This is a genomic window from Citrobacter sp. RHBSTW-01013, from assembly GCF_013781985.1.
In the GTDB taxonomy this organism is placed as follows: domain Bacteria; phylum Pseudomonadota; class Gammaproteobacteria; order Enterobacterales; family Enterobacteriaceae; genus Citrobacter; species Citrobacter braakii.
Window position 1 is genome coordinate 4,458,108 of record NZ_CP056185.1, and the last position, 22,608, is coordinate 4,480,715.

At 47.0% G+C, this 22,608-nt stretch carries 18 protein-coding genes; 10 read left to right on the forward strand and 8 right to left on the reverse strand.

The annotated features are described in order from the left end of the window. Positions 1-365 precede the first annotated feature (365 nt). From HV350_RS21405 to HV350_RS21415, 3 genes are all read left to right on the forward strand, one after another. Positions 366-956: an inovirus-type Gp2 protein gene (locus tag HV350_RS21405; protein WP_174329944.1), complete on the forward strand. Its 591-nt coding sequence runs from the start codon at positions 366-368 to the stop codon at positions 954-956. Between the two features lie 90 nt (positions 957-1,046). Further along, on the forward strand, positions 1,047-1,256 hold the full coding sequence (locus tag HV350_RS21410; protein ID WP_094761036.1) for an AlpA family transcriptional regulator: 210 nt from the start codon (positions 1,047-1,049) through the stop codon (positions 1,254-1,256). Between the two features lie 13 nt (positions 1,257-1,269). Then, positions 1,270-1,776: a hypothetical protein gene (locus HV350_RS21415; protein ID WP_094760985.1), complete on the forward strand. Its 507-nt coding sequence runs from the start codon at positions 1,270-1,272 to the stop codon at positions 1,774-1,776. Positions 1,777-1,826: 50 nt separating this feature from the next. Here HV350_RS21415 and HV350_RS21420 read toward each other — a convergent pair whose 3' ends face one another. From HV350_RS21420 to HV350_RS21450, 7 genes are all read right to left on the reverse strand, one after another. Then, positions 1,827-3,404, reverse strand: coding sequence for a sulfatase-like hydrolase/transferase (locus HV350_RS21420; RefSeq protein WP_094760986.1), 1,578 nt, complete (start codon positions 3,402-3,404; stop codon positions 1,827-1,829). Positions 3,405-4,059: 655 nt separating this feature from the next. Then, positions 4,060-4,593, reverse strand: coding sequence for a hypothetical protein (locus tag HV350_RS21425; protein ID WP_094760987.1), 534 nt, complete (start codon positions 4,591-4,593; stop codon positions 4,060-4,062). Positions 4,594-4,853: 260 nt separating this feature from the next. Then, entirely contained in the window at positions 4,854-5,441 is a 588-nt protein-coding gene (locus tag HV350_RS21430) for a hypothetical protein (RefSeq protein WP_094760988.1), read from the reverse strand. Between the two features lie 646 nt (positions 5,442-6,087). Further along, on the reverse strand, positions 6,088-6,228 hold the full coding sequence (locus HV350_RS21435) for a hypothetical protein (RefSeq protein ID WP_181629285.1): 141 nt from the start codon (positions 6,226-6,228) through the stop codon (positions 6,088-6,090). A gap of 287 nt (positions 6,229-6,515) precedes the next feature. Then, positions 6,516-7,748, reverse strand: a complete 1,233-nt coding sequence (locus HV350_RS21440) for an RNA-binding domain-containing protein (RefSeq protein WP_065945025.1) — start codon at positions 7,746-7,748, stop codon at positions 6,516-6,518. A gap of 20 nt (positions 7,749-7,768) precedes the next feature. After that, positions 7,769-10,420, reverse strand: coding sequence for a TrlF family AAA-like ATPase (locus tag HV350_RS21445; RefSeq protein ID WP_094760990.1), 2,652 nt, complete (start codon positions 10,418-10,420; stop codon positions 7,769-7,771). A gap of 52 nt (positions 10,421-10,472) precedes the next feature. Next, positions 10,473-10,661 (reverse strand): hypothetical protein, encoded by a 189-nt coding sequence (locus HV350_RS21450; RefSeq protein WP_171862386.1) that lies wholly within the window; start codon positions 10,659-10,661, stop codon positions 10,473-10,475. Between the two features lie 270 nt (positions 10,662-10,931). Between HV350_RS21450 and HV350_RS21455 the strand changes: the two genes are divergently transcribed. From HV350_RS21455 to HV350_RS21485, 7 genes are all read left to right on the forward strand, one after another. After that, entirely contained in the window at positions 10,932-11,531 is a 600-nt protein-coding gene (locus HV350_RS21455; protein WP_094760991.1) for a DUF1819 family protein, read from the forward strand. Then, a complete protein-coding gene (locus tag HV350_RS21460) occupies positions 11,528-12,142 on the forward strand; it encodes a DUF1788 domain-containing protein (RefSeq protein ID WP_001201808.1) in 615 nt (204 codons plus the stop codon). Before HV350_RS21455 ends, HV350_RS21460 begins: the two co-directional genes overlap by 4 nt. Before the next feature lie 101 nt (positions 12,143-12,243). Further along, positions 12,244-15,966 carry a BREX system P-loop protein BrxC gene (brxC, locus tag HV350_RS21465; protein ID WP_249418019.1) on the forward strand — a complete coding sequence of 1,241 codons (3,723 nt, stop codon included), beginning with the start codon at positions 12,244-12,246 and terminating at the stop codon, positions 15,964-15,966. Between the two features lie 101 nt (positions 15,967-16,067). Next, the gene (locus tag HV350_RS21470; protein WP_079805578.1) at positions 16,068-17,822 is read left to right on the forward strand and encodes a DUF262 domain-containing protein; all 1,755 of its coding nucleotides are present in this window, start codon (positions 16,068-16,070) and stop codon (positions 17,820-17,822) included. 86 nt (positions 17,823-17,908) lie between these two features. Continuing rightward, complete coding sequence (gene pglX, locus HV350_RS21475; protein WP_023280806.1) at positions 17,909-19,843, forward strand: BREX-1 system adenine-specific DNA-methyltransferase PglX; 1,935 nt, start codon at positions 17,909-17,911, stop codon at positions 19,841-19,843. Between the two features lie 22 nt (positions 19,844-19,865). Next, positions 19,866-20,330, forward strand: coding sequence for a hypothetical protein (locus HV350_RS21480; protein WP_137675670.1), 465 nt, complete (start codon positions 19,866-19,868; stop codon positions 20,328-20,330). A gap of 16 nt (positions 20,331-20,346) precedes the next feature. Next, a complete protein-coding gene (locus tag HV350_RS21485) occupies positions 20,347-21,375 on the forward strand; it encodes an RNA-directed DNA polymerase (protein ID WP_249418020.1) in 1,029 nt (342 codons plus the stop codon). On the opposite strand, the gene HV350_RS21490 is transcribed toward HV350_RS21485, so the two are convergent. Next, positions 21,367-22,574 (reverse strand): IS3 family transposase gene (locus HV350_RS21490; RefSeq protein ID WP_089617520.1). Its coding sequence is split into 2 segments (ribosomal slippage): positions 21,367-22,253 and positions 22,253-22,574, totalling 1,209 coding nucleotides; the frame shifts between segments, so codons are not numbered across the junction. The two genes, HV350_RS21485 and HV350_RS21490, sit on opposite strands and share 9 nt — an antisense overlap. Positions 22,575-22,608 lie beyond the last annotated feature (34 nt).

Sequence of the window (22,608 nt, forward strand, 5' to 3'; positions counted from 1 at the left end):
TTTTGTCGCAAATTTATCAAAAATTAACCGAAAATGCGCCGTGACGATTTTAAAGGTCTAAAGAGTGAATGGTGATCGACGTTGATCTTCAGTGAATGAATTTTTAGTTTTATCGACCAGACTATGCTCTGTCACCCTGGTTGGATATAGCCGTCAGTGCTAGCCAGTCACAGCCCAGGAAGCAGTGATTCGTGATATGTGCCATCATGCTGAAATAAGGTTATTACTGTTATTATACAGCGACAGTATATCTGACCGGATACAACGTACATCGTTATCAATACCCTATCTAATATTACTAACCAGAGTCAACTAAAAACTTACGTCCCTCTCTCATGTTCATGATGCAACATAATGAGGAACGCATGATGAAATCAATCCCAGTTACAAACGCTAATCACCCAACATCCCCTCATCTGGAAAGCTGCCTGCACCGGCATGTAGATAACCTCTTCAACAAATTCTCCAAACTAATTCTGCTCAGAATCGATTTTGCCTATCTGAGTTACTCGCCTGAGTTTACTCAGCAGGATGTTCATGGCCTGTGTGCTGATATGGTTCAACTGGAGAACGCATTAAACAATATCCACGGTATCGCGGGTTATCTCTGGGTCGCTGAATATGGGGATAATCACCGACACCATGTACATAGTGCAATATTCATTAATGCTCAGTTACGCAATAAAGCCTGGCCGGTCTTTCAGGAGATTGCTGAGTGCTGGCAGCGTATTACCGATGCAGAGGGTTATGCTCATCGATGTACGCCACAGCGCCATTATAAAGTCAGAGGGGAAGAAGTAACTGAATACAATGACGATGAGGGGATAAACTCTATGAAATACATTCTCAGCTATCTGGCGAAGACTGAGCAAAAACCTGATGGAATAAATATCCGGTTTAGCACTATTCCAGATAGAACCCGCAGGGGAAGGCCAAGAACCCATCTCTGGAAGTGATTTATTACGGCGGCTGTTTTTGTCATGAGCAGTACCACATTCATTCTCATCCATCCCGGTACTGCTCTCCTGTTTACCGGAGAGAACATCATGACCAGCTTGCCAAATACATTATTAAGCGATCAATTAGTCGATATGAAATTCATCACTACATTTACCGGCTTGACGGATAAGTGGTTTTATAAACTTATCCAGGACGGGGGATTTCCAAAGCCGATTAAATTAGGCCGGTCTTCACGCTGGCTGAAAAGTGAAGTGGAAAACTGGCTGCAACAGCAGATAGAAAAATCCCGTGGATAAGGGGGTAATATCCATGAACGATATGATCCAACTATCCGCACTGCAACGGCATTATCAGCGGCTCTTAAACAAGTGTGTTGCCCGCGATGATGCAACGGGCCGTTTGCTATCCCGTCATCGTGACCTGCTCAGAGTTGTACCTGCTGATATATCCGGGATTGGTATCATGCTGGTTCCGACGTTCTTACTCCCGACATCACCAGCGGATTGTGGCGAACGGTTAGTACCTCGCTCTGCCATTCGCTTTACGTCTGAGACGCCCTGGAGCAGTATTCTGACCAGTGAGGTGCATAGATTGGGGCTACGGGATTACACGGCGGCATATAGCCATTTGTCGCCGTATCAACGCGAGGCCCAGGCGCTGGTGGTCTTCAGTGCATTACTCACTAACCACCCGCATTCTCCTGAGCCAGATATCAACGACTTGCAGCGCACCAACCCGGAACATCACCAGCTGGTGGACGAATATCTGTTCTTTGCCTTCTACGACCAGTGGTGCGACATTCCAAAACCAGTGTAAGGCGATTATGATGGTTAGCTGTGTTTTGCTGGCCGCATCGTCATCGCGATTCAAAGCACCGGAAGCGCCTCCCAGTCAAACACATGCCCGGTCGTATCCATCACGTCGGCGTGGCCGCTGTGATGTTGCAGGTAATCGCGTATCGACTCCGGCTGTTCCCCCTGCCGGGTGATCCCCATCCATTCTTCCATTAGCCGGTTGTTGTTTACCGTAGACCAGAGCGGCTGTTGGTTACCAGTTATCGAATCCTGAGTGGCTACCTGTGGGCTGAACCAGAAGAACATCGGCACCTGAATAGCCTCGTGCGGCGGGTGAGTCCCTGCGTGGTGATACATCACATCTCCCACGGGATCGCGCACCAGTGCGTGATCGGAGAAATAGAGCACGGAGGCGTGTTTATCCTGCAAAAGCCGGAAGACCTGACCCATCAGCGCATCAGTGAAATGCACCGAATTGTCATAGCAGCCATCCGGGTTATTCGCGTCCGGGAAAACAGCAGCGTTATGCGGATAGCGGTCGCAGGCGTTTTCATGGCTACCGTAAAGATGCAGCACAATCAGCTTTTTCCCCGGATGCGTCAGCGCATCACGTAAGAGCGGCACCAGTGCATCATCATAGCCCTGATCCACCCATTGCTGGTGGTGAGCCAGTGAAGCGATGGCGGTAATAATATTGTTGTGCGCACCGCCGGTCCCCTGACGACTGAACCACCAGGTATCAAAGCCTGCCTGATTTGCCACGCTGATAATATTATCCCGGTAATGCTGAAAATCATGGTGTGAAGGCGTATCGCCAGTCAGCGCCAGCGGCACTGCCATAATCGTGACGGGCGCACCGCTGGCTGCATGGCGAAACAGCAGCAGATGGTTACGCTGTGCCTCCAGTTCGGGTGTCGTCTCTCGTCCATATCCGTAAATATGCATATTCGCAGTACGCTCCGACTCACCAATAATCAGCACGTAGGTATCAATGCCGGTATCGCGGGTGGTCGGTGCGTACTGTGGTGGATTCGCGGTGACGGAGGTAATGATCTGACTGTCCTGCCAGACCTGTAAAAATACATTGGCATTGCTCACTGGCGTGGCAGCCAGCACCCGCTGTAACGGGCTCTGAAGATTATTGCTGCGCAACTGATGGATCACGGCCTGAATACTGAACCCGGCCAGCAGCAGAAAAAGCAGTAAAACCGGGGTCTGACGAAAACGGTTTGTCAGGTGGGGTGTTCTGATGACGCTCAGTAGCAGAATTGCCAGCGCTATAATAAACAGTATCACGTAGCGGAAATAAAGCCCCAGCATGGACAGCGATTCATCCACGTTGGAATCCAGAACGCTCTGTGCAAATCCATAGCTGAATGCCGAATGAAAGCTGAGCCAGGCCCAGCCGGTCAGGGTGATATCCAGTGCAATCAGCGCCAGCACAGGCAACGCAATACCGTAGCGCCAGCGCTTACTGACGAGCTGAGAGAGACTCAACATTATCAGAACAAAGACCAGCGCCCGGTCAAAAACAACATGGACTGGTGCTATCAGAATATTGGCGAGAACCACCAATAGCGTGGCGATAATTAACGTGGACCAGCGGGAAATACAGGCGACAGAAACAGGCCGTAGCCGGATTTTAGACATAGCTTACCCTACCCGTAATTACAGGTTATTTTTCAGCAGAATGCTGCGGTTAGAAGGCTGGCGCTGCCAGCGCCGCTATTGAGGAGAACGCAATGCGGCCTTCATTCATGAGCCCCTGTTGGCGGGGAATGTAGGCATGTATCCCGATATCTTCGTTTAGCACCACGAGTTATGAATATAACCATGCCGGAGATATGGATTATGCGGAACGGATGCTGGCAGATGTTCACGAGAAAGTCAGATCGTTTTCACAGATCAATTTTTCGATATTGATCGTTTTCACCGATCAGGCGTGAATTCCGGGGATATTTCTCTGAATATTTTTAAGTTCAATCAATAAATGACCAATTTTCTATCGCTGAGTTATGACGCTGGTATCAGTAAGTTAGTCTGAATTATGGTGATGACATAACCAGCCATTAGGCTGGCGTACAGTGCGGTGATTTTCAGTGGGTGAGTAGAGGTATATAAACGATTAGCACAACAGCATTCTGGCCGGTGAGATACTGTGATTAGGGTTAACGGGTGATACGGTAGTATATACCGGTTCGGGGCATCATTGGCTGGCAGACGAATTCTCCGGTAAAAACAGAACCAGCATCAGAGTGAATTTAATAAACTCTGATGCTGTTCGTTCGGCGATATTGCGAGCAGTTTACATTTTTAGATTAAAGGTATTAGTCGCACTGTCTTTAGATACGTTATAACCTTTAGAAAAATAGTGCGTCTGAATATCCTGCGCCATAGCATCGGCCCCAATATTGCTGTTAACACATTGGGCTGTATATGTCTGCTGCCCATCAATAACCATGGTGTAAGACCCGTTTTGACGACCATCTTTCAGATTGTAGCCGGATTCAAGTATTGCATAACCAACCTTGTTGCCATCATTGAATTTGAACCACAGCTCGGATTCGACATACGGCAAAGCACCCGAATGCATGGTCAGGTTATATACCGTTAACAATCTATTGCCATCGAGCTGATCGTCATTCGGATATTCCCATGACTGATGGGTTTGATCATTAACGTAGCCATACCAGACCACGCCATTTTGAGCGTAAGCAGTAACCTGCTGATGGTCATCAAGGTCGCACAGAAATACCTGATGCATATCGCCAGCGTGCGCCGTTGCAGTCGCCAGGATAGCCGCTGCGATAACAGCTTGAATGGTTTTGGTTGTTACCATGAATATCCTCCTTAATTAGTTGTAATTGTTATACCATAGGCAATGTCATCGGTTTGGTTAATTCTGGCATTCCACGCTTGCCGATAATATTTCTGCCTATGCTTTATTGCTCCATGATGTACTTCGTTCACATCCAATTTAGTGGTGGAAAAATCGGTTCTTAATTAAATACTCAGCAGAGCCACTCTGCGGTTTTTTTATTAATTAAAACATAGCCGGACGCTACATAAAAAATGTGCTGTATGCAGATATCTGGATTATCAGAAAGATGGAAGATGCACTTTCTCACCATCCTTGTAGCTAATGTAATCCATCGTGAACCCTGGCTTCAGTTGCTCCGACTTAATGAGGTAACGCAGCTCCCACGCAAAATAGACATCGTTCTTACACATCATCCTGCTGACTAATTTATTGTCATCGTAATACTCAATCATTCCGCGTCCAGTTTTCCAGTTCGGATTATCATTAGTATGAAGCTGGTGAATAGCAGTAGTATCCAGCGTGACTTTCATCTCCCCCTTTTTACTGTCACCGCCCCCCATGAATGAAACGGAAATACGGTCGCGGTACCCGTAACGCTCATCATTTCCGTAACGCGCGTCGATGTGGAGCAATTTATTATCCGGTTTTTCCGGGTACCGAAAGTTCCAGGTGGTTCCTTTATCTTTGTTATGAATGTCTACGTTGTACTGGAGGAAACCATTCCGATTGGTCATTCGGAAATAGTCGCCATTGTCTAACTGGCATTCAAAAATTTCGTATTGTCGGTTAAGTGCATCAGTGACATCGGTATAAGCGCTGGCGTTAGTTGCCACCAATGCGATTGCTGAAAGTACGTATTTAAACATAACAGAGTTCCTTGAAAAACGGCAGCAGGCCTTGGTTACGTTCTCCGACCTGCAATTAGGGAATAAAAAACGTTCCCGAAAAACCTGTCGGTAAAAAAGATGGTGTGACTGGCAATCTATGCAACCCTGAAGGATAACGGTTGCGGAGTAATAAGTTGCTTTATTATCGGGCAGAGAACGCTGGTGAGGCAACAGGTTTCTTAGTGCTGGTTACTACTAAATAGCTGCGTCTAATACCGCTACACCTGCCAGTTACTGACATATGGCTGGTTGCGTGCGAGCAACGCATTTCAGGCCCGATTCGGTGCGGTCAGGCAGAGGAAACGGCCCCAAAGCCTTGCCCTGCAAGCGCCAGACGAAAGCGGAGCACTATTCCGCGCAGCTATTTAGCCAACTGAAACAAACGCAAATAGTATCGTGTTGCATCACAGGAACCGCTTCCCATAAGAGTCTTGTCTCTCTGCTTCTCTGGAGGGCCTTCAACTGTATCGACTATGCCACACCGTGATTTAGAGGTTTATACTCTAGCTATCAAATGTTAACATACAAGTATGGCAAGTATATTCGTCGAAGATCTCACCATCCAGACTGCCGCCTGCCGTTGCTCCCAGCGCGACCCCGCTCCCCATACCCACCAGAAATCCAATCACACCACCGGCAATTGTCCCGACACCCGGTATGATTGAGCCTGCCGCCGCACCGAGCGCTGCACCTTCAGTGCCACCAGATATACCCGCAACGCCACCAGCGATCGCTCCAATGCCACCTCCAATTTTTCTACCGACATTTCGTTTCTGTGTGTTGGTTGAACCGCAATGTGGACAAATCATTTTTATCTCCTGAGGCAATTAAAATAAAACCCGCTTGAAGGTGATTCACAGCGAGCCGTAAGATGTTGTCATGGAGATAATATCTATCTTAAAATAGTTTAGTCATAAAATTACCTTAATTGATTTTTTATATTCAGTATAAATTTTATATTTGAAAATATAGAATAACTACAATTTAGAAATTATATCCCAACATTACTGAAATATTCTTACATTCGGAATAAACAATAATGCTGGGCCAATATCAAGGAGATGGTGAACGGTAAAGAACCGTCTTCAGATAATCATCCGTTGCGGTAAACTCCGGTGCTTGTCCACTCAAAGCCTGCGTCAGAGGGATAATTTTTGTCCTGACCCCCATTCCCCTGAAATCAACGTAACCATAGTCGCGCAAGACTTCCATGATAATCGTATTACGCGGCGAGCGCTGGCCTGCCACCATCTTCTCAACCGACATAGAGTTATTCAGCGCACCGGGGCTAATAACCTCGAATCGGTTATTATATAAGCCGATTTCAATCTCAACAAAGCGTGTCCAGTCACGATGCGCCAGGGCATTTACAACGGTTTCACGAACAGCTTCTAACGGATAATACCAAGTGGTTTCCCGACGCAAGTTCGTATCAGGTTGAGAGGCCTCAGAAGTAATAAATGGCATGATGGTTGACATCAAACGCTCAATTAATCCTCCATCGATCAACGCTCTCCCAGCCTCTTCGGTATCAAAACGTCCCACCATTGGGCCATCCAGAATATCATCCAACAACGGCTGATATTCTTTGTCTTCACTGGCAAAGGCAAAGACACGGATACCCGATTGACGTAAATACTGGCGTGGATATTTACCAAAAAGAACTAACCCGGCAATCGTACAGCAAACATTTTCACCCGCTTGCGTCAGAAAGCTCAACCCCAGCAACCGTTGTTGCCATTGTTCCGGTGTCTCCGGAATATCTGGGTCATGCAAAATATCGCGCAGATAATTCAATAAGCGGGCTTCATCCAGGCAGGTAATATCTGTTCTCGGAACGGGCATCACCTCGGTATGTAACATACCGCCAATTTCGAACAAACGCATTTGCTGCTCGCGAGTCGCCAATCTGGACGTGGACCCCACGCGAATGAAGATTTCTTCCCTCCCCTGATGGCGCACGACATAAGGTTTAGAAATTCCTTGAGGAAAGCTCACGATAGCCACCGTAAGAGAATCATCCATTCGGACTTCTTCATAGAACGGCAAAAGCATTGGGTGAATTTTATCCTGCATTACATTCATCACCCACTCTTCCAGGTTCTGACGATGAATACCAGAAATGGTGCCATCATCCTCAACACCTAGCAGGACGCATCCTCCCTGGAAGTTAGCCATGGCAACAACTTCTTTCGCCAGTTGCTCCGGGCGGATATCATCACGCTTAAACTCCACTCCGGAGCTTTCTCCGTTGGCAATGATCTCCAGTAACTCGCTTTTAAGCATGGCTGACTCTCGCTTTTCTGTTATTTAAACCCATATTTTTCCCGGCGTTGATTAAAGGCACTTTGACCACCTTCGAGAATATTCGCCGCCAGGCGTTGGATCTCCGGCAAATCAATAGCCCCCTGCTGCTCAGGAAGAATACGACCTTTACCCTCTTCCACGCTCAATACACCAATCCACTCAGCATCACCGAACACCGGTATGTTAGCGTTATGCGTGGCAAATAAAAACTGCCGGGAGAGCTTCGCCTTGCGCAGCTCTGTCACTATACGCTCTGCAATAAATGCGTTATCCAGGTTATCTTCTGGCTGATCGAGGATCAGTGGGTCTTGATTTTCCAACAACAATAAATGCAAGACAGCAGTACACTGTTGCCCGGTAGAGAGTTCATCAATATGACGCCAGAGAACACCGCCACCGTCATGCATGACATTCAGCTCAATTTGCATCGTATCCGGTAGTGATAATGCTTCCAGTTCCAGAAGCTGTTTTTCGCTCAAACGTAGCAAAGCCTGGGCGACGGTTGGTGTGATTCCCCACCCGGCATTATGTAAGGCCTGTTCACCAAGACGGATATTCTCAACCAGATTTTCCGGTGTAAAATCATGCTCCAGAACCCAGGCAAGCCGCCGTGGACCAACCCCTTCCAGATTACATTGCTCCAGAAAATGCAACAGAGGTTGACGATCGCCTTCTGGCTGCAAATTGAGCCGCACTTTTTCATCTAGTTTTCTGTTCAGGCGTTTGACTGATTTCGCCAACGCAGCGGAACGTTGAGAACGAGCCTGGATAAGCTCCAGAAGTAATCTTTTTCGCTGCTGGTATAGCTCATCAAGTTGTTTCTGCCGGTTCTCCAGAGCCGTTGCTTTAGGACGAATAGAAGCAATCTGGCGTAACAACGTTTGATAATCTGCACCTATCTGTCGCCCGCTTTTTCCCTGGCTGGCCGGGATATCTTTAAAGGCCTTTTCAAGTTGAGCTTCTTCTGCACCGATTAAACTTGATAGCTCGCTTTGTAAAGGAGTAAGTTCTGCTGATGAACGCTGAACAACCTCATCCAGTTGCTGAACCAGTACCGCCGTCTGCTCCTGCACCCGCTGGAGCACATCACGCTGTTGGAGAAGAAGAGACTGATGCGGCAGAACATTTATCACCGCATCGCTGAGATAAGCAAGATCGGGGAGGCTATCTTTTAACGTCAGAAGAGCATCTTGCACTCTGGACAATTCTTCCTGATGGCGTGAGCTAAGCTGCTTTTCTTTTTCCAGCAAGGGAACGATTTTGAGTTTTTCATCCAGACCAAGTTGTTTAAATTGTTCTGCCTGCTCCAGTAATTTCGGCAGCCGTGCAACTTCAAGTTCCGCCTCCGCCTTTTGCTCCAGAGCACTAAGGATAGTTAGGCGGCTATCTCCGAGACGAGCCAACGCTTTGTTGATAATCACATCAAACTGGTTGTGATCACCTTCCAAAAACCTCTCCACTAAATGATTGCGACTCTGCGCATCACGGGTCATTTCGTAAATTTCGTTCTGCCCGTACAACTCCAGCCCAGGAAGTAAATCATCCGGAGAATAAGGCGAAACATTACCTTCACTGTCCGTTACGATGGATTGTCCACCAAATTTGCGGCTAATGGTAAATGCACGCCCCTGCATTGCAGCAGAGCGGACATTCAGTTGGACCAACGCACCATTCCCCAAGTTACTCTTAATAATTGCGCTGTGCTGCTTTTGTGCCGAATCGCCAAAAGGCTGCTTACCAAGAGCGAAACGAATAGCCTCCAGCAAAGTCGATTTACCTGTCCCACGACCGCCAATAACAGCATTAAGGTGGTCGGAAAAAGTAATATCGGTCTCATCCAGATATCCACCAATAAAACGGATATTTTCAATTGCCGAAGCATAGCTATGCGGCTTATCTGCATTCAGACGTACCCGTGATTCAGGATCTAAAAATGCCTGTTTAAATGAGCTAAAACATGGCCTGGTCATTTTTATCAAGCAAGATGCTCCTGCCGTTTTAATTTCTTCAGGCTGAGCAACATCTGCTGCGTTGATAATGGCAATAGGCCGCTCACGACGATAATCAGGAAGTTTGTTCAGGATGGCTTTCCGGTAAAAATCATCCTCAACCCCTTTTAAGTCATCAACCGTTCCAGGAATCTGCGCCGCCAACAATGCACTTTCTTTCCATATATGGTTCATACGGCATTTCAGTACACCATTATCATTGGTGCTATGCGCTGCAAAAATAAATCCGTCCAGATCATCTACTTTTTCAATGATCTGCACAGCACTGAGCTTTGATGGGGAAATACAGTCTTCGGGATCTTCATATCCCAAATTACTCAAATAACGTTCCAGCTCTTGCACTGTCCGATTTTCATCAAACAAACAAACGAAGTGAATTTTCTCGCTGGAGCAAATCTCAAAACCAGGAAAAACGACAATACCATGTTCATTAAAGAGCTGACGAAGTCTGTCCACCGCATCCACAGCACCATGATCAGCAATACCAACAACCTGAACCCCAGCCTCAAGACAGGCCTCCAGAAGCTGCTGGTTGTAGACCTCTTCGCTGAGTGATTCTTTCCCGCGATACTTGTTATAGCCCGCAGGGTTTACCTGCAAAGCGCACTTAAAAAACTCAGCTTTAGTCCAGTTCACAGACATCGTCAGGCTCCTTATCTTTCTGGCGGTTCACTACTCGTAGCAAATAATACGCTTAAAAACCCTGCATACCGTTGATAAATGTATCAATCACACCACGCACGCGCTCATATACTCGCGCCCGAACGCTTTTGCGCTCCAGAATCTTAGGCGTCCAGGCCAGGGTTTCAGCCACCTCATCTTCACGCGGCATCACGTCGGTAAACAAATAGTTACTCTTCAAACAATGCGACGATCGTGCCATGTGGTGATCTTCCCCATGCACTTCAGGGAGGAAAGGTGCTTCTCAAGCTCATTACGCAGTGCTTCATCTACATGAGAGTAAGAAAAAAACAAGAGTTGTCATAATGGTAAGTTGCTCCAGAGCCGTAACCGTCATTATGGCTATTTTACCTCTGAAACGGAAAAAATCACGGTGGTCGATAGCAAAGGCAAAATGTGTTTTGTCATAAGGCCATATGTCTCAATTTCGCGTATCATAACGGAGTTTTTAAACCCTGACCGTGGAGCCATTATGACCGCCAAAGAATATCTGGGTGACATCATTGGTGGCAGCCTGATGTTGCGTGAGAGCAGAGTCATCGCGGAGCTGCTGATATCCTCACCAAATGATGATCAATGGCATAATGCTATTGTAAATGACAATGTGCTGCAGAAGACCTCAGTGCACAGTGTTAAACGCATGGCTTCAACCCTGCGTAAAAGAATTCAACCGATGGGTGAGGCATTCTGGAGTGAGCTACTAAAGGCCCCTGATGATGCAGCCAGACAAATGTTGCTAATGGCGACCATGTGCCAATCCCCAGTGCTGACCGATTTCATGGCAACGACACTGTCTGATGCCCGACAGATGTTTCGTGAATCATTGCGCAGCGAAGACTGGCAGGAATTTATTCTATCCCGCCAGCGTGCCATTGTCGGCTTGGATCAATATTCCGAAAGCTCAATCCAGAAAATGGGCAACAATGTATTTAAAATCCTCGCAGATAGCGGGTATCTGGAATCAGGCCGCAGTAAAAAGCTGAAAAATGTCTTCCTACTACCCCAGATAAGAGAGTGGGCAAACAGTCTCGACTGCCAAAAAGTCTACGATGTGATGGAGACAGTCAGATGAGAGCGAAACTGGACAGTAAGCCGCAATTGTCAGCTCGTCTGGAACAAATCGAAGACCGGCTTAAAAGTGAAGGCTTCCTGAAGAACCAAGAGCTCGGTGGTGAGATCGGTTTTTATATCTTTGATTACCCACCTCAATTTGAACTTACCGTACGGGAGTATCTGAGATTGACTCTGCCTCGCCTAGCTCGGCAGGGGCTGAATTTCGCTCATCTCAATCTGTTCGAAGAGGTACTGGCAATTTTGCAAGAGCGTAAATTGTTAGATAAAGCTTTTGATCTGGAACGCAAAAAAGGTACCGATGAGCTAGCCAAAGCACTTAAAGGACCTCTTGAACAAGGTCGAATTGCTAAGCATCTGATAGATAAAGTGCTTCCGGCCTCGCCTCAATTTGTATTGTTATCAGGTCTTGGCCAATGCTGGCCATTGCTACGTGGTCATAGTTTGCTTAATGCATTACATGCCCATATGGGGGCAATACCATTGGTATTGTTTTATCCGGGCAGTTACAACGGCCTCGAACTTTATCCTTTTGATCTGGACAGCGCAGAAGTGGCAACAGCCAACTACTACCGAGCTTTCCAACTGGTGCCTCACGCATCTAAGTACTGAAATTTAAACTGCTGCCGTAGCTTGTTTTTTGAGAGAATTCAAACCACTAACTTGGCCGCGAAAGAGTCATCACGTTATAGCGAGCAGAAGCGTCTCGCTGTATGATAGAGACGGAATTTTTAATGCAGATAAGAGAGCTGTTTACCAAACAACTGGATCGCCCAATCAATGGTGTGGTGAAAGCCGAGCAGTTGGATGAGCAAATCATCTGGACTGAGCTTGACGAGTATGTGGTGACCCGTGAACTTGACCGCCACCTTCGTCACTTTTTTGAGACCTACCTGCCTGGTGTCAGCCATCCAGATGATCCTAGTGTGGCGGGTAAAATTGGGATTTGGGTATCGGGTTATTTCGGTTCCGGTAAATCTCACTTTATAAAGATCCTCTCTTACCTGCTCGGTAACAAGAAAGCTGTTAACAATGGCCAAACAAAAGCTGCCATCGAGTTTTTCAAAGAGAAAATCAGCGATCCCCTTCTTTACGGTGATATCCACGCTGCAGTTAACCGCAATACTGAAGTAATTCTCTTTAATATCGACAGCCGCGCAGATACTGAAGACAAAGAAGATGCCATTCTCAAAGTTTTCTTGCGCGTCTTCAATGAGCGCCTGGGATATTGCGCTGACCATCCTCATATCGCACATCTGGAACGTGAGTTAGATTCCCGTGGCCAATACGAGCCATTCAAAGCAAAATTTGCTGAACTCACGGGCTCAAGCTGGGAAGAACAGCGTGATGCCTATGGTTTCTGTCGTGATGAAATGGCAAAAGCCTGGGCCTATGCTACCGGCCAGTCAGATGCCTCATCGGTGCTGAGTATGGAAAATCTCGAATCCATGTTTACTCTCGACATTGCCAACTTCTGTAAATGGGTGCGGGAGTATCTCGATCGTAGCGATCCATCTGGTGACAGTAAACGCATGGTCTTTCTGGTAGATGAGGTCGGACAGTTTATCGGCAACAACACCCAGATGATGCTCAAACTGCAGACGATAACAGAAAATATCGGTACCGCTTGTGGAGGCAGAGCTTGGGTAATCGTCACTTCACAAGAAGATATCGATGCCGTACTAGGAGATCTTAGCGCTAAAAAAGGCCAGGACTTCTCCAAGATCCAAGGGCGTTTTCACACAAGGATTTCCCTCTCCTCGTCCAATACCAATGAGGTAATACAGAAACGTCTGCTCGAAAAAAGTGAAGACGCTAAAAACTGCCTGGCAGAATTGTTCAGTCAAAAAGGCGACATTCTTCGCAACCAGTTGACCTTTGATACCAGCACTACAGCTGAGCTTGCTAACTACAGTGATAATGTTGAGTTTGTTGATCACTACCCTTTTATTCCCTATCAGTATCTGCTGGTACAAAAGGTCTTCGAAGCAATCCGCAAAGTGGGGGCTACCGGTAAACATCTCTCCCGTGGTGAACGTTCTCTGCTGGATGCATTCCAGAATGCCGCACGCCAGCAGATGAACAAAGATATCGGTGTATTGGTGCCTTTCCATGCCTTTTATCCGGCAATCGAATCTTTCCTCGATACCAACGTTAAACGCATCTTCGAACAAGCGGCTGAGAAAGCAAGCCTCGATCCTTACGACATTAATATTCTTAAATCGCTGTTTTTAATCCGCTATGTCGATCTGATCAAATCCACCATTGATAATCTGGTCACACTCTCTATTGAAGAAATAGATACCGATAAAGTGGCACTGAAAAGCCGAATCGAAGCCAGTCTACAGCGTCTTGAAAACCAGCTATTGATTGTCAGAAATGGCGATGAATACGTATTCCTGACTAACGAAGAAAAAGAAGTCGAGCAGGAGATCAAACACACTCAGGTTGAAGCAACTGAAGAGAACCGGCAACTGGCCCGGTTGGTGTTTGAAGAGGTAATGGGCAATCGCCGTCAGTATCGCTATCCGGTAAACAAGCAGGATTACCCTCTGACTCGCTTTTGTAACGGTCACTCTATAGACGGCAGCCAACAAACAGATCTGGTGCTCAAAGTCATTTCCCCACTGGATGCCAATTTTGACAGTTATAACGAACAATCCTACAAGGCACTGAGCCAAGAAGGGAATGGTTGTATTCTGGTACGCCTGTCGAGTGAGAAGCGGATCTGGGCTGAATTTGATACTTGGTTGAAAACCGAGAAGTTCCTGGCAGGGATACGAGGTAAACGACCTGAGCAAGAGAAATTGCTGGCAGAAAAAGCACTCGAAAACACCCAGCGTCGCAGCCGTCTGAAATTACTATTCGATGATCTGGTGAAACAAGCACAGATATTCGCACTAGGTAATGAGCTGCAAAGTAAATCGGCTAGTGTCAGCAATATGCTTGATGAAGCTTGTGCCTACGTAATCGAAAACTCATTCCAAAAGCTCTCTTTACTACAAAGCTGTGGTAACAACCCGGTGCAAGAGCTGAAGTCGGTGATCATGGCCGATGACATGGCACAGCTAAATATAAATCTCGGTGAACAAGACCCCAATGCTGCTGCAAAAAAGGAGATTGAACTCTTTTTAAATGTCGCAGATGAAAAAAATCAGCCGGTCTACCTTAAAGAATTGTTAGAGCGATTCAGTGCTCGTCCCTTCGGCTGGAACCGTGACGAAGTAATGCTACAGGTGACTCATCTGGTCTTGCTTGGTAAGGCTGCGCTATCTACACCGAATGGTGATTTGCCCCTCAAACGCAGCTACGAACATTTTACCTCGGTACGTAGCCACAGCACACTGCGTATTCGTCGAGTACGTCAGCATACAGAACAGCAAGTAGCTAAAGCGGCTAAACTGGCGAAAGATATTTTTAATAAACCCTTCGAGAGCAGCGAAAAAGAGCTGGCGAATAAGCTTCTTGACGTACTAGGCGAGTGGCAGCGATTAATTAAAGAATTTGATTTTAAAGCTAAAGATGGGAATTGCCCTGGCAAAAGCACCCTGCTTACCGGCAGTCGATTGATCGCCAGCCTGCTTGAGCTGGGCAACAACAGTTATGCCCTAATCGATGGACTCTGCCAGCAGAGCAACGAATGGCAGGATTTTGCCGAAGATTTTGAAGAAGTCGAGGAGTTTTTCACTCGTCAGTTTGATATCTGGCAACAGTTGCGTCGAGCCCTCAACGATCAATTCAAATCCAATCGCCATGCACTGGAGCAAAACCCAGAAGCGGCTAAAGCATTATCTGCACTGCAGGCTATCTACGATGATAAATCCCCGTATAGCAAACTGCGCCAGGTGGGATCGTTAATTGATCAACTCATCGCCATTAACCTGCAACTGGTAGAACAGAAACGTGCCGCGGCTTTGGAAGCGATCAATGCAACCCAGCAAGGTGTTGCACCGCTGGTTACTGACTTACCAGCTGAGTTACAAAACCAGGCAATGCGTCCCTTTAATCTGTTAAAAGAACGGGTCAGTAACAGCTTATCCTTACATGAGATTGTTAGCCTGCAACAAGAGGCTGATGATGAAGAAGATAAGGTCTTAGAACTGATCAACCGCTACAGCGCCGAACTTCAAGCTCGTCTGGAAGCGGAGCAAGCCGCAGCACGGAAAAAAGCGGCTGAACCGCCTAATAGCGATGCGGGTACTTTGCGAGAACCGGATCCATCAGGCTCGCCAACTACTATTGCGAATAACTCTGCTGCGACAGTGGTTAGCCACAAACCAATACCTAAACCTATCGAACTGGTTTCACCCGCAGAATTACTCGGTGCCAGCCATATCTTTATAGAAACGGAGCAGGATATCGACACCTATCTCGCGACACTTCGCAGCCGTTTACAACAGGCAATAGGTCAGGGTAAAAGAGTGCGGATCAAATAGTGTTGCGCCCAAAAGCAAGGATGTAAAACGCTCGGCCCCTTTTCTCATCAAAAGGGGCGTAAAGAGTGCTTCGAACACAACCATACGGGAAGAGATAAAACATGTACCAAACCGGTGGCACCATCGAAACGCTGCTGAACAAAGTTGAACAGCATGAATATATTTTGCCTGCAATCCAGAGAGAATTTGTCTGGCGGCCAGATCAAATCTGCCAGCTGTTTGACTCTCTACTACAAGGCTACCCGTTTGGTACCTTCCTGTTTTGGAAAATTAAAACTGAGAATCTGCGTCAGTATCAATTTTATGATTTTATGCGTGACTACCACCAGCGTGATCAAGTCCACTGTAAAAAACTAGATATCATCGGTGAAAATGATCGCATCGCGGTTCTAGATGGCCAGCAGCGAATGACAGCACTAAACATCGGGTTACGCGGTTCCTATAGTTGGAAAACTCAGGGTAAATGGTGGTCCAGTGCAGACGCCTTTATCGAACGTCGCCTCTATCTCAATCTTTTTGAATGCACAGACCCTGACAGCGGAACTCGTTATGAGTTCGAGTTCTTGAATGAGGATGAGGCAAGCCACAACGATGAACAACACCATTGGTTTTTAGTCTCCCGTATTCTCGGTATGAATGCCTATGACGTAATGATGTCAGTCATGGAAATGAAAATGCCAGATGAACGCAAACCAGCAGCAGGTAAAGTGATTTCCCGTTTTCATGACATCATTCACAATAAACCTTTGATCAGTTACTACCTGGAAGAAGGTCAGGAGCTATCCAAGGTTCTCAATATCTTTATCCGTATGAATAGTGGCGGAACAACACTCTCCTATTCAGATCTACTGCTCTCCATCGCCGTAACGCAATGGAGCACGCTGGATGCGCGTGATGAGATTCACAAGCTAGTAGATGAAATGAACCAAATAGGTAATGGTTTTTCCTTTAGCAAGGACCTGGTGCTCAAAGCAGGTCTGATGCTGAGTGATATCGGCAGCGTTGGGTTTAAAGTCGAGAACTTTAGCAAAGAGAACATGCGCAAGCTGGAAGATAATTGGGAATGCATCCGTAAAGCTTTACTTCTTGCAGTCAATTTACTCAGCAGTTTCGGCTTCAACAGTTACAATCTGGGAGCAGACAGTGCCCTACTCCCCATAGCCTATTACCTCTACCATCGAGATCTGGATAACCGCTACCTATCCCGTAGCGAGTATGCTGCTGATAGGCAGGGGATCAGAGGTTGGCTAATTCGCTCTATCCTTAAACAATCCGGTATTTGGGGAAGTGGTCTTGATACGCTTCTGGCTAGCTTGCGAAGCAAGATCAAGGAACATGGTCAGCAAGAGTTTCCTTTGATAGAAATATCGATTGCAATGACAGAACGTGGCAAGAGCTTACGCTTTGATGAAGAAGAGCTACAGTCGTTGGTTGAACTCGACTATGGTAACCGTCGAACTTTTGCCTTGCTATCTCTGCTCTTTCCGGGACATGACTTCTCCCATCACTTCCATGTTGATCACATATTCCCTAGAGCCCGCTTTACCAAAAGCCAACTGAAAAAGATAGGGATGACCGATGAAACACAGATTGAAGAGTGGATGATCATGGCTAACCGGCTACCTAACCTACAGTTGTTAGAAGGGGGCCAGAACAATGAAAAACGTGAGAAGTTACCGCATGAATGGTACGAAGTGATGTGGCCGGAGCCAGCTGCCCGTGCCAATCATCTTCACTTACAGGCAATCGACTCACTTCCAGAGACTTTGGCTGGATTTGAGGCGTTCTATCATAAGCGTCGTGAAATATTATTGGCGCGTTTACGTCACCTTCTTAGTGAACCTCTTACGGCATAATTTCTTTTTCAGGTGAGTTACAACTCATCCAACATTGTATTCTGAATGGTGGGATACCGCCCGGATAAACTAATTTGTGAGCCTTAATGAACACTGCCAATTTAAAAAAAATAGCCCCTCGGGCTCGTACAGCATTTATCACAGCGATCAAAGCACGCGCTGCTGAATTTGGAATCACTGCCAAGGGCCATATTGAGCCGGTAATTAGCGGTGAAGTTTTGCAAGTTGCTGGATTTACCCATCCAGCCAGTTGTGCCTCTGCCCTTAAGCGCCTGCAACAACAGCTTGCAAACGATAGCTATGAGACTTTAATAGAGCATGTCGCATACACTTGGTTTAACCGCTTCTGTGCCATCCGCTTTATGGAGCTGAAAAGCGAAGAGGGATATTTAGAACACGGTGTACGTCTGCTATCACACCCTTCTCAGCCACAGGGTTTTGAAGTGTTGGATCGCGCCCCTGAGGTGATCGATTCCCTGATAACAGAAGGTGTGGCTTTGGATAAGCCCGCTCTGTTGGACTTGTTACTGGCAGGTAATGAGCAGGAGACTCTCTTCCGTGAGCTACTTCTCGGCCAATGTCACCGACTGCATCAGGCAATGCCATTTTTGTTTGAAGCCATTGATGATGAAACAGAACTCCTGTTGCCTACAGGCCTTACCCGCACTGATGCCTTCTGGCGCGAACTGGTAGATGAGATCCCAGAACTTGACTGGCAGCAAGTAGAGGTTATCGGCTGGCTTTACCAATTTTACATTAGTGAGAAAAAAGAGCAGGTCATTGGTAAGGTGGTCAAATCCGCAGATATTCCTGCCGCTACTCAGCTGTTCACGCCTAACTGGATAGTACAATATCTGGTGCAAAACTCGGTGGGACGTTACTGGCTGCAAACCTATCCTGAGTCCACACTCAAAAGCACGATGCCCTACTATATCGACCAAGGCGAGCAGGCTTCCGAGGTAGTGGCACAACTGGCTGAACTTACAACCGCCAGCATCGAACCTGAATCAATACGCGTACTCGATCCAGCCTGTGGGTCCGGCCATATTCTGGTGGAAGCCTATAATGTGCTCTATCGAATTTATGAAGAACGCGGTTATCGGAGCCGCGAGATCCCAGTGCTAATACTTAAGAATAACCTCTTTGGACTCGATATCGACGACCGCGCTGCACAGCTGGCGGGTTTTGCTTTGCTAATGCGTGCCCGTCAGGATGATCGTCGTCTGTTTTCTCGTAACAATGGTTGTGATATAGACCTGAATATTTACGCCCTACAGGAAAGTCGACACCTCAACATTCAGAAACTTTGGCAAGCACTTAATCTCAATGCTGATGCGCAGCATGGCCAGACTCAAGATCTACTTACAGTAGCCCAAGCTACAGATGACCCCCGTCTGACGCTTCTAAAAGACCTGCATCAGCGTTTTCTTAATGCCAAAACACTGGGTTCCTTAATTAGTATATCTACTGAACAAGCCTCAGCTATTGAGGAGCTCTATTCCACGATTCAGGAACTCAGCAAAAATGGCGATAATATGCAACGACCTGAATCTAAAAAACTATTACCGCTGCTAGCACAAGCTCGCCTACTAGCTAAACGCTATGATGCGGTGATTGCAAATCCACCGTACATGGGCAGTAAGGGGATGAATGCGGATCTGAAAGAGTTCGCTAAGAAGCAGTTCCCTAATAGCAAGTCAGACCTGTTTGCCATTTTTATCGAACGAAATCTGGATTTAACCAAAGAGTCAGGTGTGGTAGCGATGATCACCATGCAAAGCTGGATGTTCCTTTCTTCATACGAGTCATTGCGTACCCGAATTTTGAATCAACACACTATCCTGAGTATGACCCATCTTGGGGCAAGAGGATTTGATAGTATTGGTGGAGAAGTCGTCTCAACTACTGCATTCGTATTAGGAAATTTTCACCTTTCAAGCTATCAGGGCACTTATCTCCGTTTAGTGGATGGAAACTCTGAAGCAGAAAAAGCAGCCATGTTTAAAGCAGCTATTGCTTAAAGAAATAGGGCTTAAGCAGATAATGTCAAACTCTAACCTCCACAAATTGACTCGCGCCGAGTTAGCCGACATCTATGAAAAATTGGTGCTCTATTACGAGCAGCACCAGGGGCTAACATCTGAACTGTTATCAACCCAGGTTAAAGGATATCGCAAGTTAAAGAGTGGACTTAGTCTACAAATCCAGCCTTTCTCGACTGAAAAAGAGCTGGCGACATCAACCCTACCTACTGCAGATAACAAGCAAAATCTGATCTGGTTCCATAACGCGAAGAGTAACATTTTAAAGAGTATTTTTTACCATCTGCGAAATGCAGCTGCTCATGCCGATATTGAACGAGTTGCAGGAAATCCAATCTGGTATCACATTGAACATCGTTATAAAGGCCAGCTAAAACTCTTCTGTCAAATGAAAAAGACTGACTTCTGGTGCTTTGTTGATACAGCTAAAAATCTGAAAAAAAAAGCAGTAGCAAAACGAAAATAGGGAAAGGAGACACGATATGGGTTTTACATTAGAAGATTTAGGGCTCGCTTATCGTAAGGCTAAAGTAGACCTCTATTACTCGACAACTCCGTCGCTATTTGCCATTGCTGACTACGAGGATAAGCTGCAGGTTAACCTCACTGATTTGCAAGAACGAATCAATGGAGAAGATCAAGATTGGATACACAACCCAGATTTTCTAGGGGGTTGGTCTCTGGTCCCAAAAGCCATTAAAACGGAGAAAACAGATGACAGCACAGGACTAATTTTCGCGTCACCTGATGATGAATGGCAGAAGATAATAGAAGCTGGAAAAGAAATCACAGCAGAATTTCGTTTGATGGCCTGCTGCAGTTTGGACTTCCATGTCCTTTCAGCTCTTTGGATGCTCAAGGTGGGTTCGCTTTTTGATAAAAAACTCAGTAGCAATGTTTATGGCAGCCGATTACGCCGTAATCGCCATGGTCAAATTAACGAACTAGCACTGGGATCATTTACTCCTTACCTCAAACCTTTTCGCGACTGGCGTGATGGCGGCATTAACGCTATGCGTTCAGCACTGCAAGATAAAAAAGAGGTCTTAGCTCTTACAGCTGATGTGAGCAGTTTTTTCCATGAACTAAATCCCGGTTTTATGCAAGATCCGGCCTTTATAAAACTGATCGGCGTCGAATTGGATCAGAGTCAGACGAGAGTGCACCAATTGTTTATTACTGCACTGGAAGCCTGGGCAAAACTAACACCACTCGGAAAAGGCTTACCCGTTGGTTTGCCAGCCTCTGCTGTTGTTGCCAATGCAGCACTCTTTAAGCTCGATCAGTTTATCGAACAGCAGGTTGTTCCACTCTACTATGGTCGCTATGTGGATGACATCCTGTTAGTGATGGAAAATACCAGTAAGATAAAAAATACGTATCAGTTCTGGGATTGGATCTTCAATCGGGATGGGGGCAAAGAGTTATTTAAGTGGGAACATATGGATAACCCAAAAGAACAGGCTGATCTTGACCCTCCATCTCCGAACAGCTTTTGTATCTTAAGTTAACGATGTCCGCTGCCGCCGGTATTCCCTCGGGGAGTGATATCCCAGCGCGCTGTGCGGGTGGTTTTCATTGTAATGCGTGAACGCTACTGCAAGGTTTCGCAGTGCTGTTCTCACATCCGGTTTTGGCATGAACGCGATATAGTCTTCTTTCATCGTTTTCACGAACCGTTCGGCCATGCCATTACTCTGCGGGCTGCTCACCGCTGTTGTGCAGGGCTCCAGATTCAGCTCTCTCGCGAACCTCCGCGTTTCATACGCGGTATACGCTGAACCGTTATCCGTCAGCCACTGCACCGCTGTGTCGGGCAACCTGTCGCCGAAGCGCTTTTCCACCGACCTCAGCATCACATCCTGCACGGTCGAACTGTCATAGCCTCCCGTGCTTGCTGCCCAGTCTATGGCCTCACGGTCGCAGCAGTCCAGCGCGAACGTTACCCGCAGTTTTTCGCCGTTGTCGCAGCCGAACTCGAAGCCATCTGAACACCAGCGCATATCGCTTTCTGCCACCGCTATCTTGCCCTTATGTTCACGCTTCGGTCGCTCTGGTTTGTGATGCAACAACAACAGGTTATGCTCGCTCATTATCCTGTAAAGCCGTTTGGCATTCACAGGTGGCTGTCCCTCTGTGCGACGTTGCTTGCGCAGGATGCCCCACACGCGTCGATAACCATAACTCGGCATATCGCTGATAATGTTGAGGATAGCCGACAGTATTTCTGCGTCTGCTTCTTCATTACGCCGGTTACAGCGCCTGTCCTGCCAGTCGGCAGAACGGTTAATCCGCAGTGACAGTTGCGCACGCGACACGCCCATGGTCCGGCTGACCATGGCTATTCCCCGTCCTTTGGCAACAAGGGCGCGTGCGCTATCCATTTTCGCGACTGACCGTACTCCACGGCTTCTTTCAGGATCTCAACTTCCATCGTTTTCTTGCCCAGAAGGCGCTGAAGCTCCCGGACCTGCTTCAGAGCAGCAGTAAGCTCAGAAGCAGGAACGACTTCCTCTCCAGCCGCAACGGCGGTGAGGCTGCCTTCCTGATATTGCTTCTTCCACTTAAACAGCAGGCTGGGCTGGATACCATGCAGGCGGGCGACATGGGAGACATTCATACCCGGCTCCATCGTCTGCTGGATAATGGCGATCTTCTCCTGAGGAGTTTTACGTTTACGGACTTCTTGCCCTAACAGGATCCCGGTCATCTCAAAATTGGCGTTAGTGTTAGACATATATTCA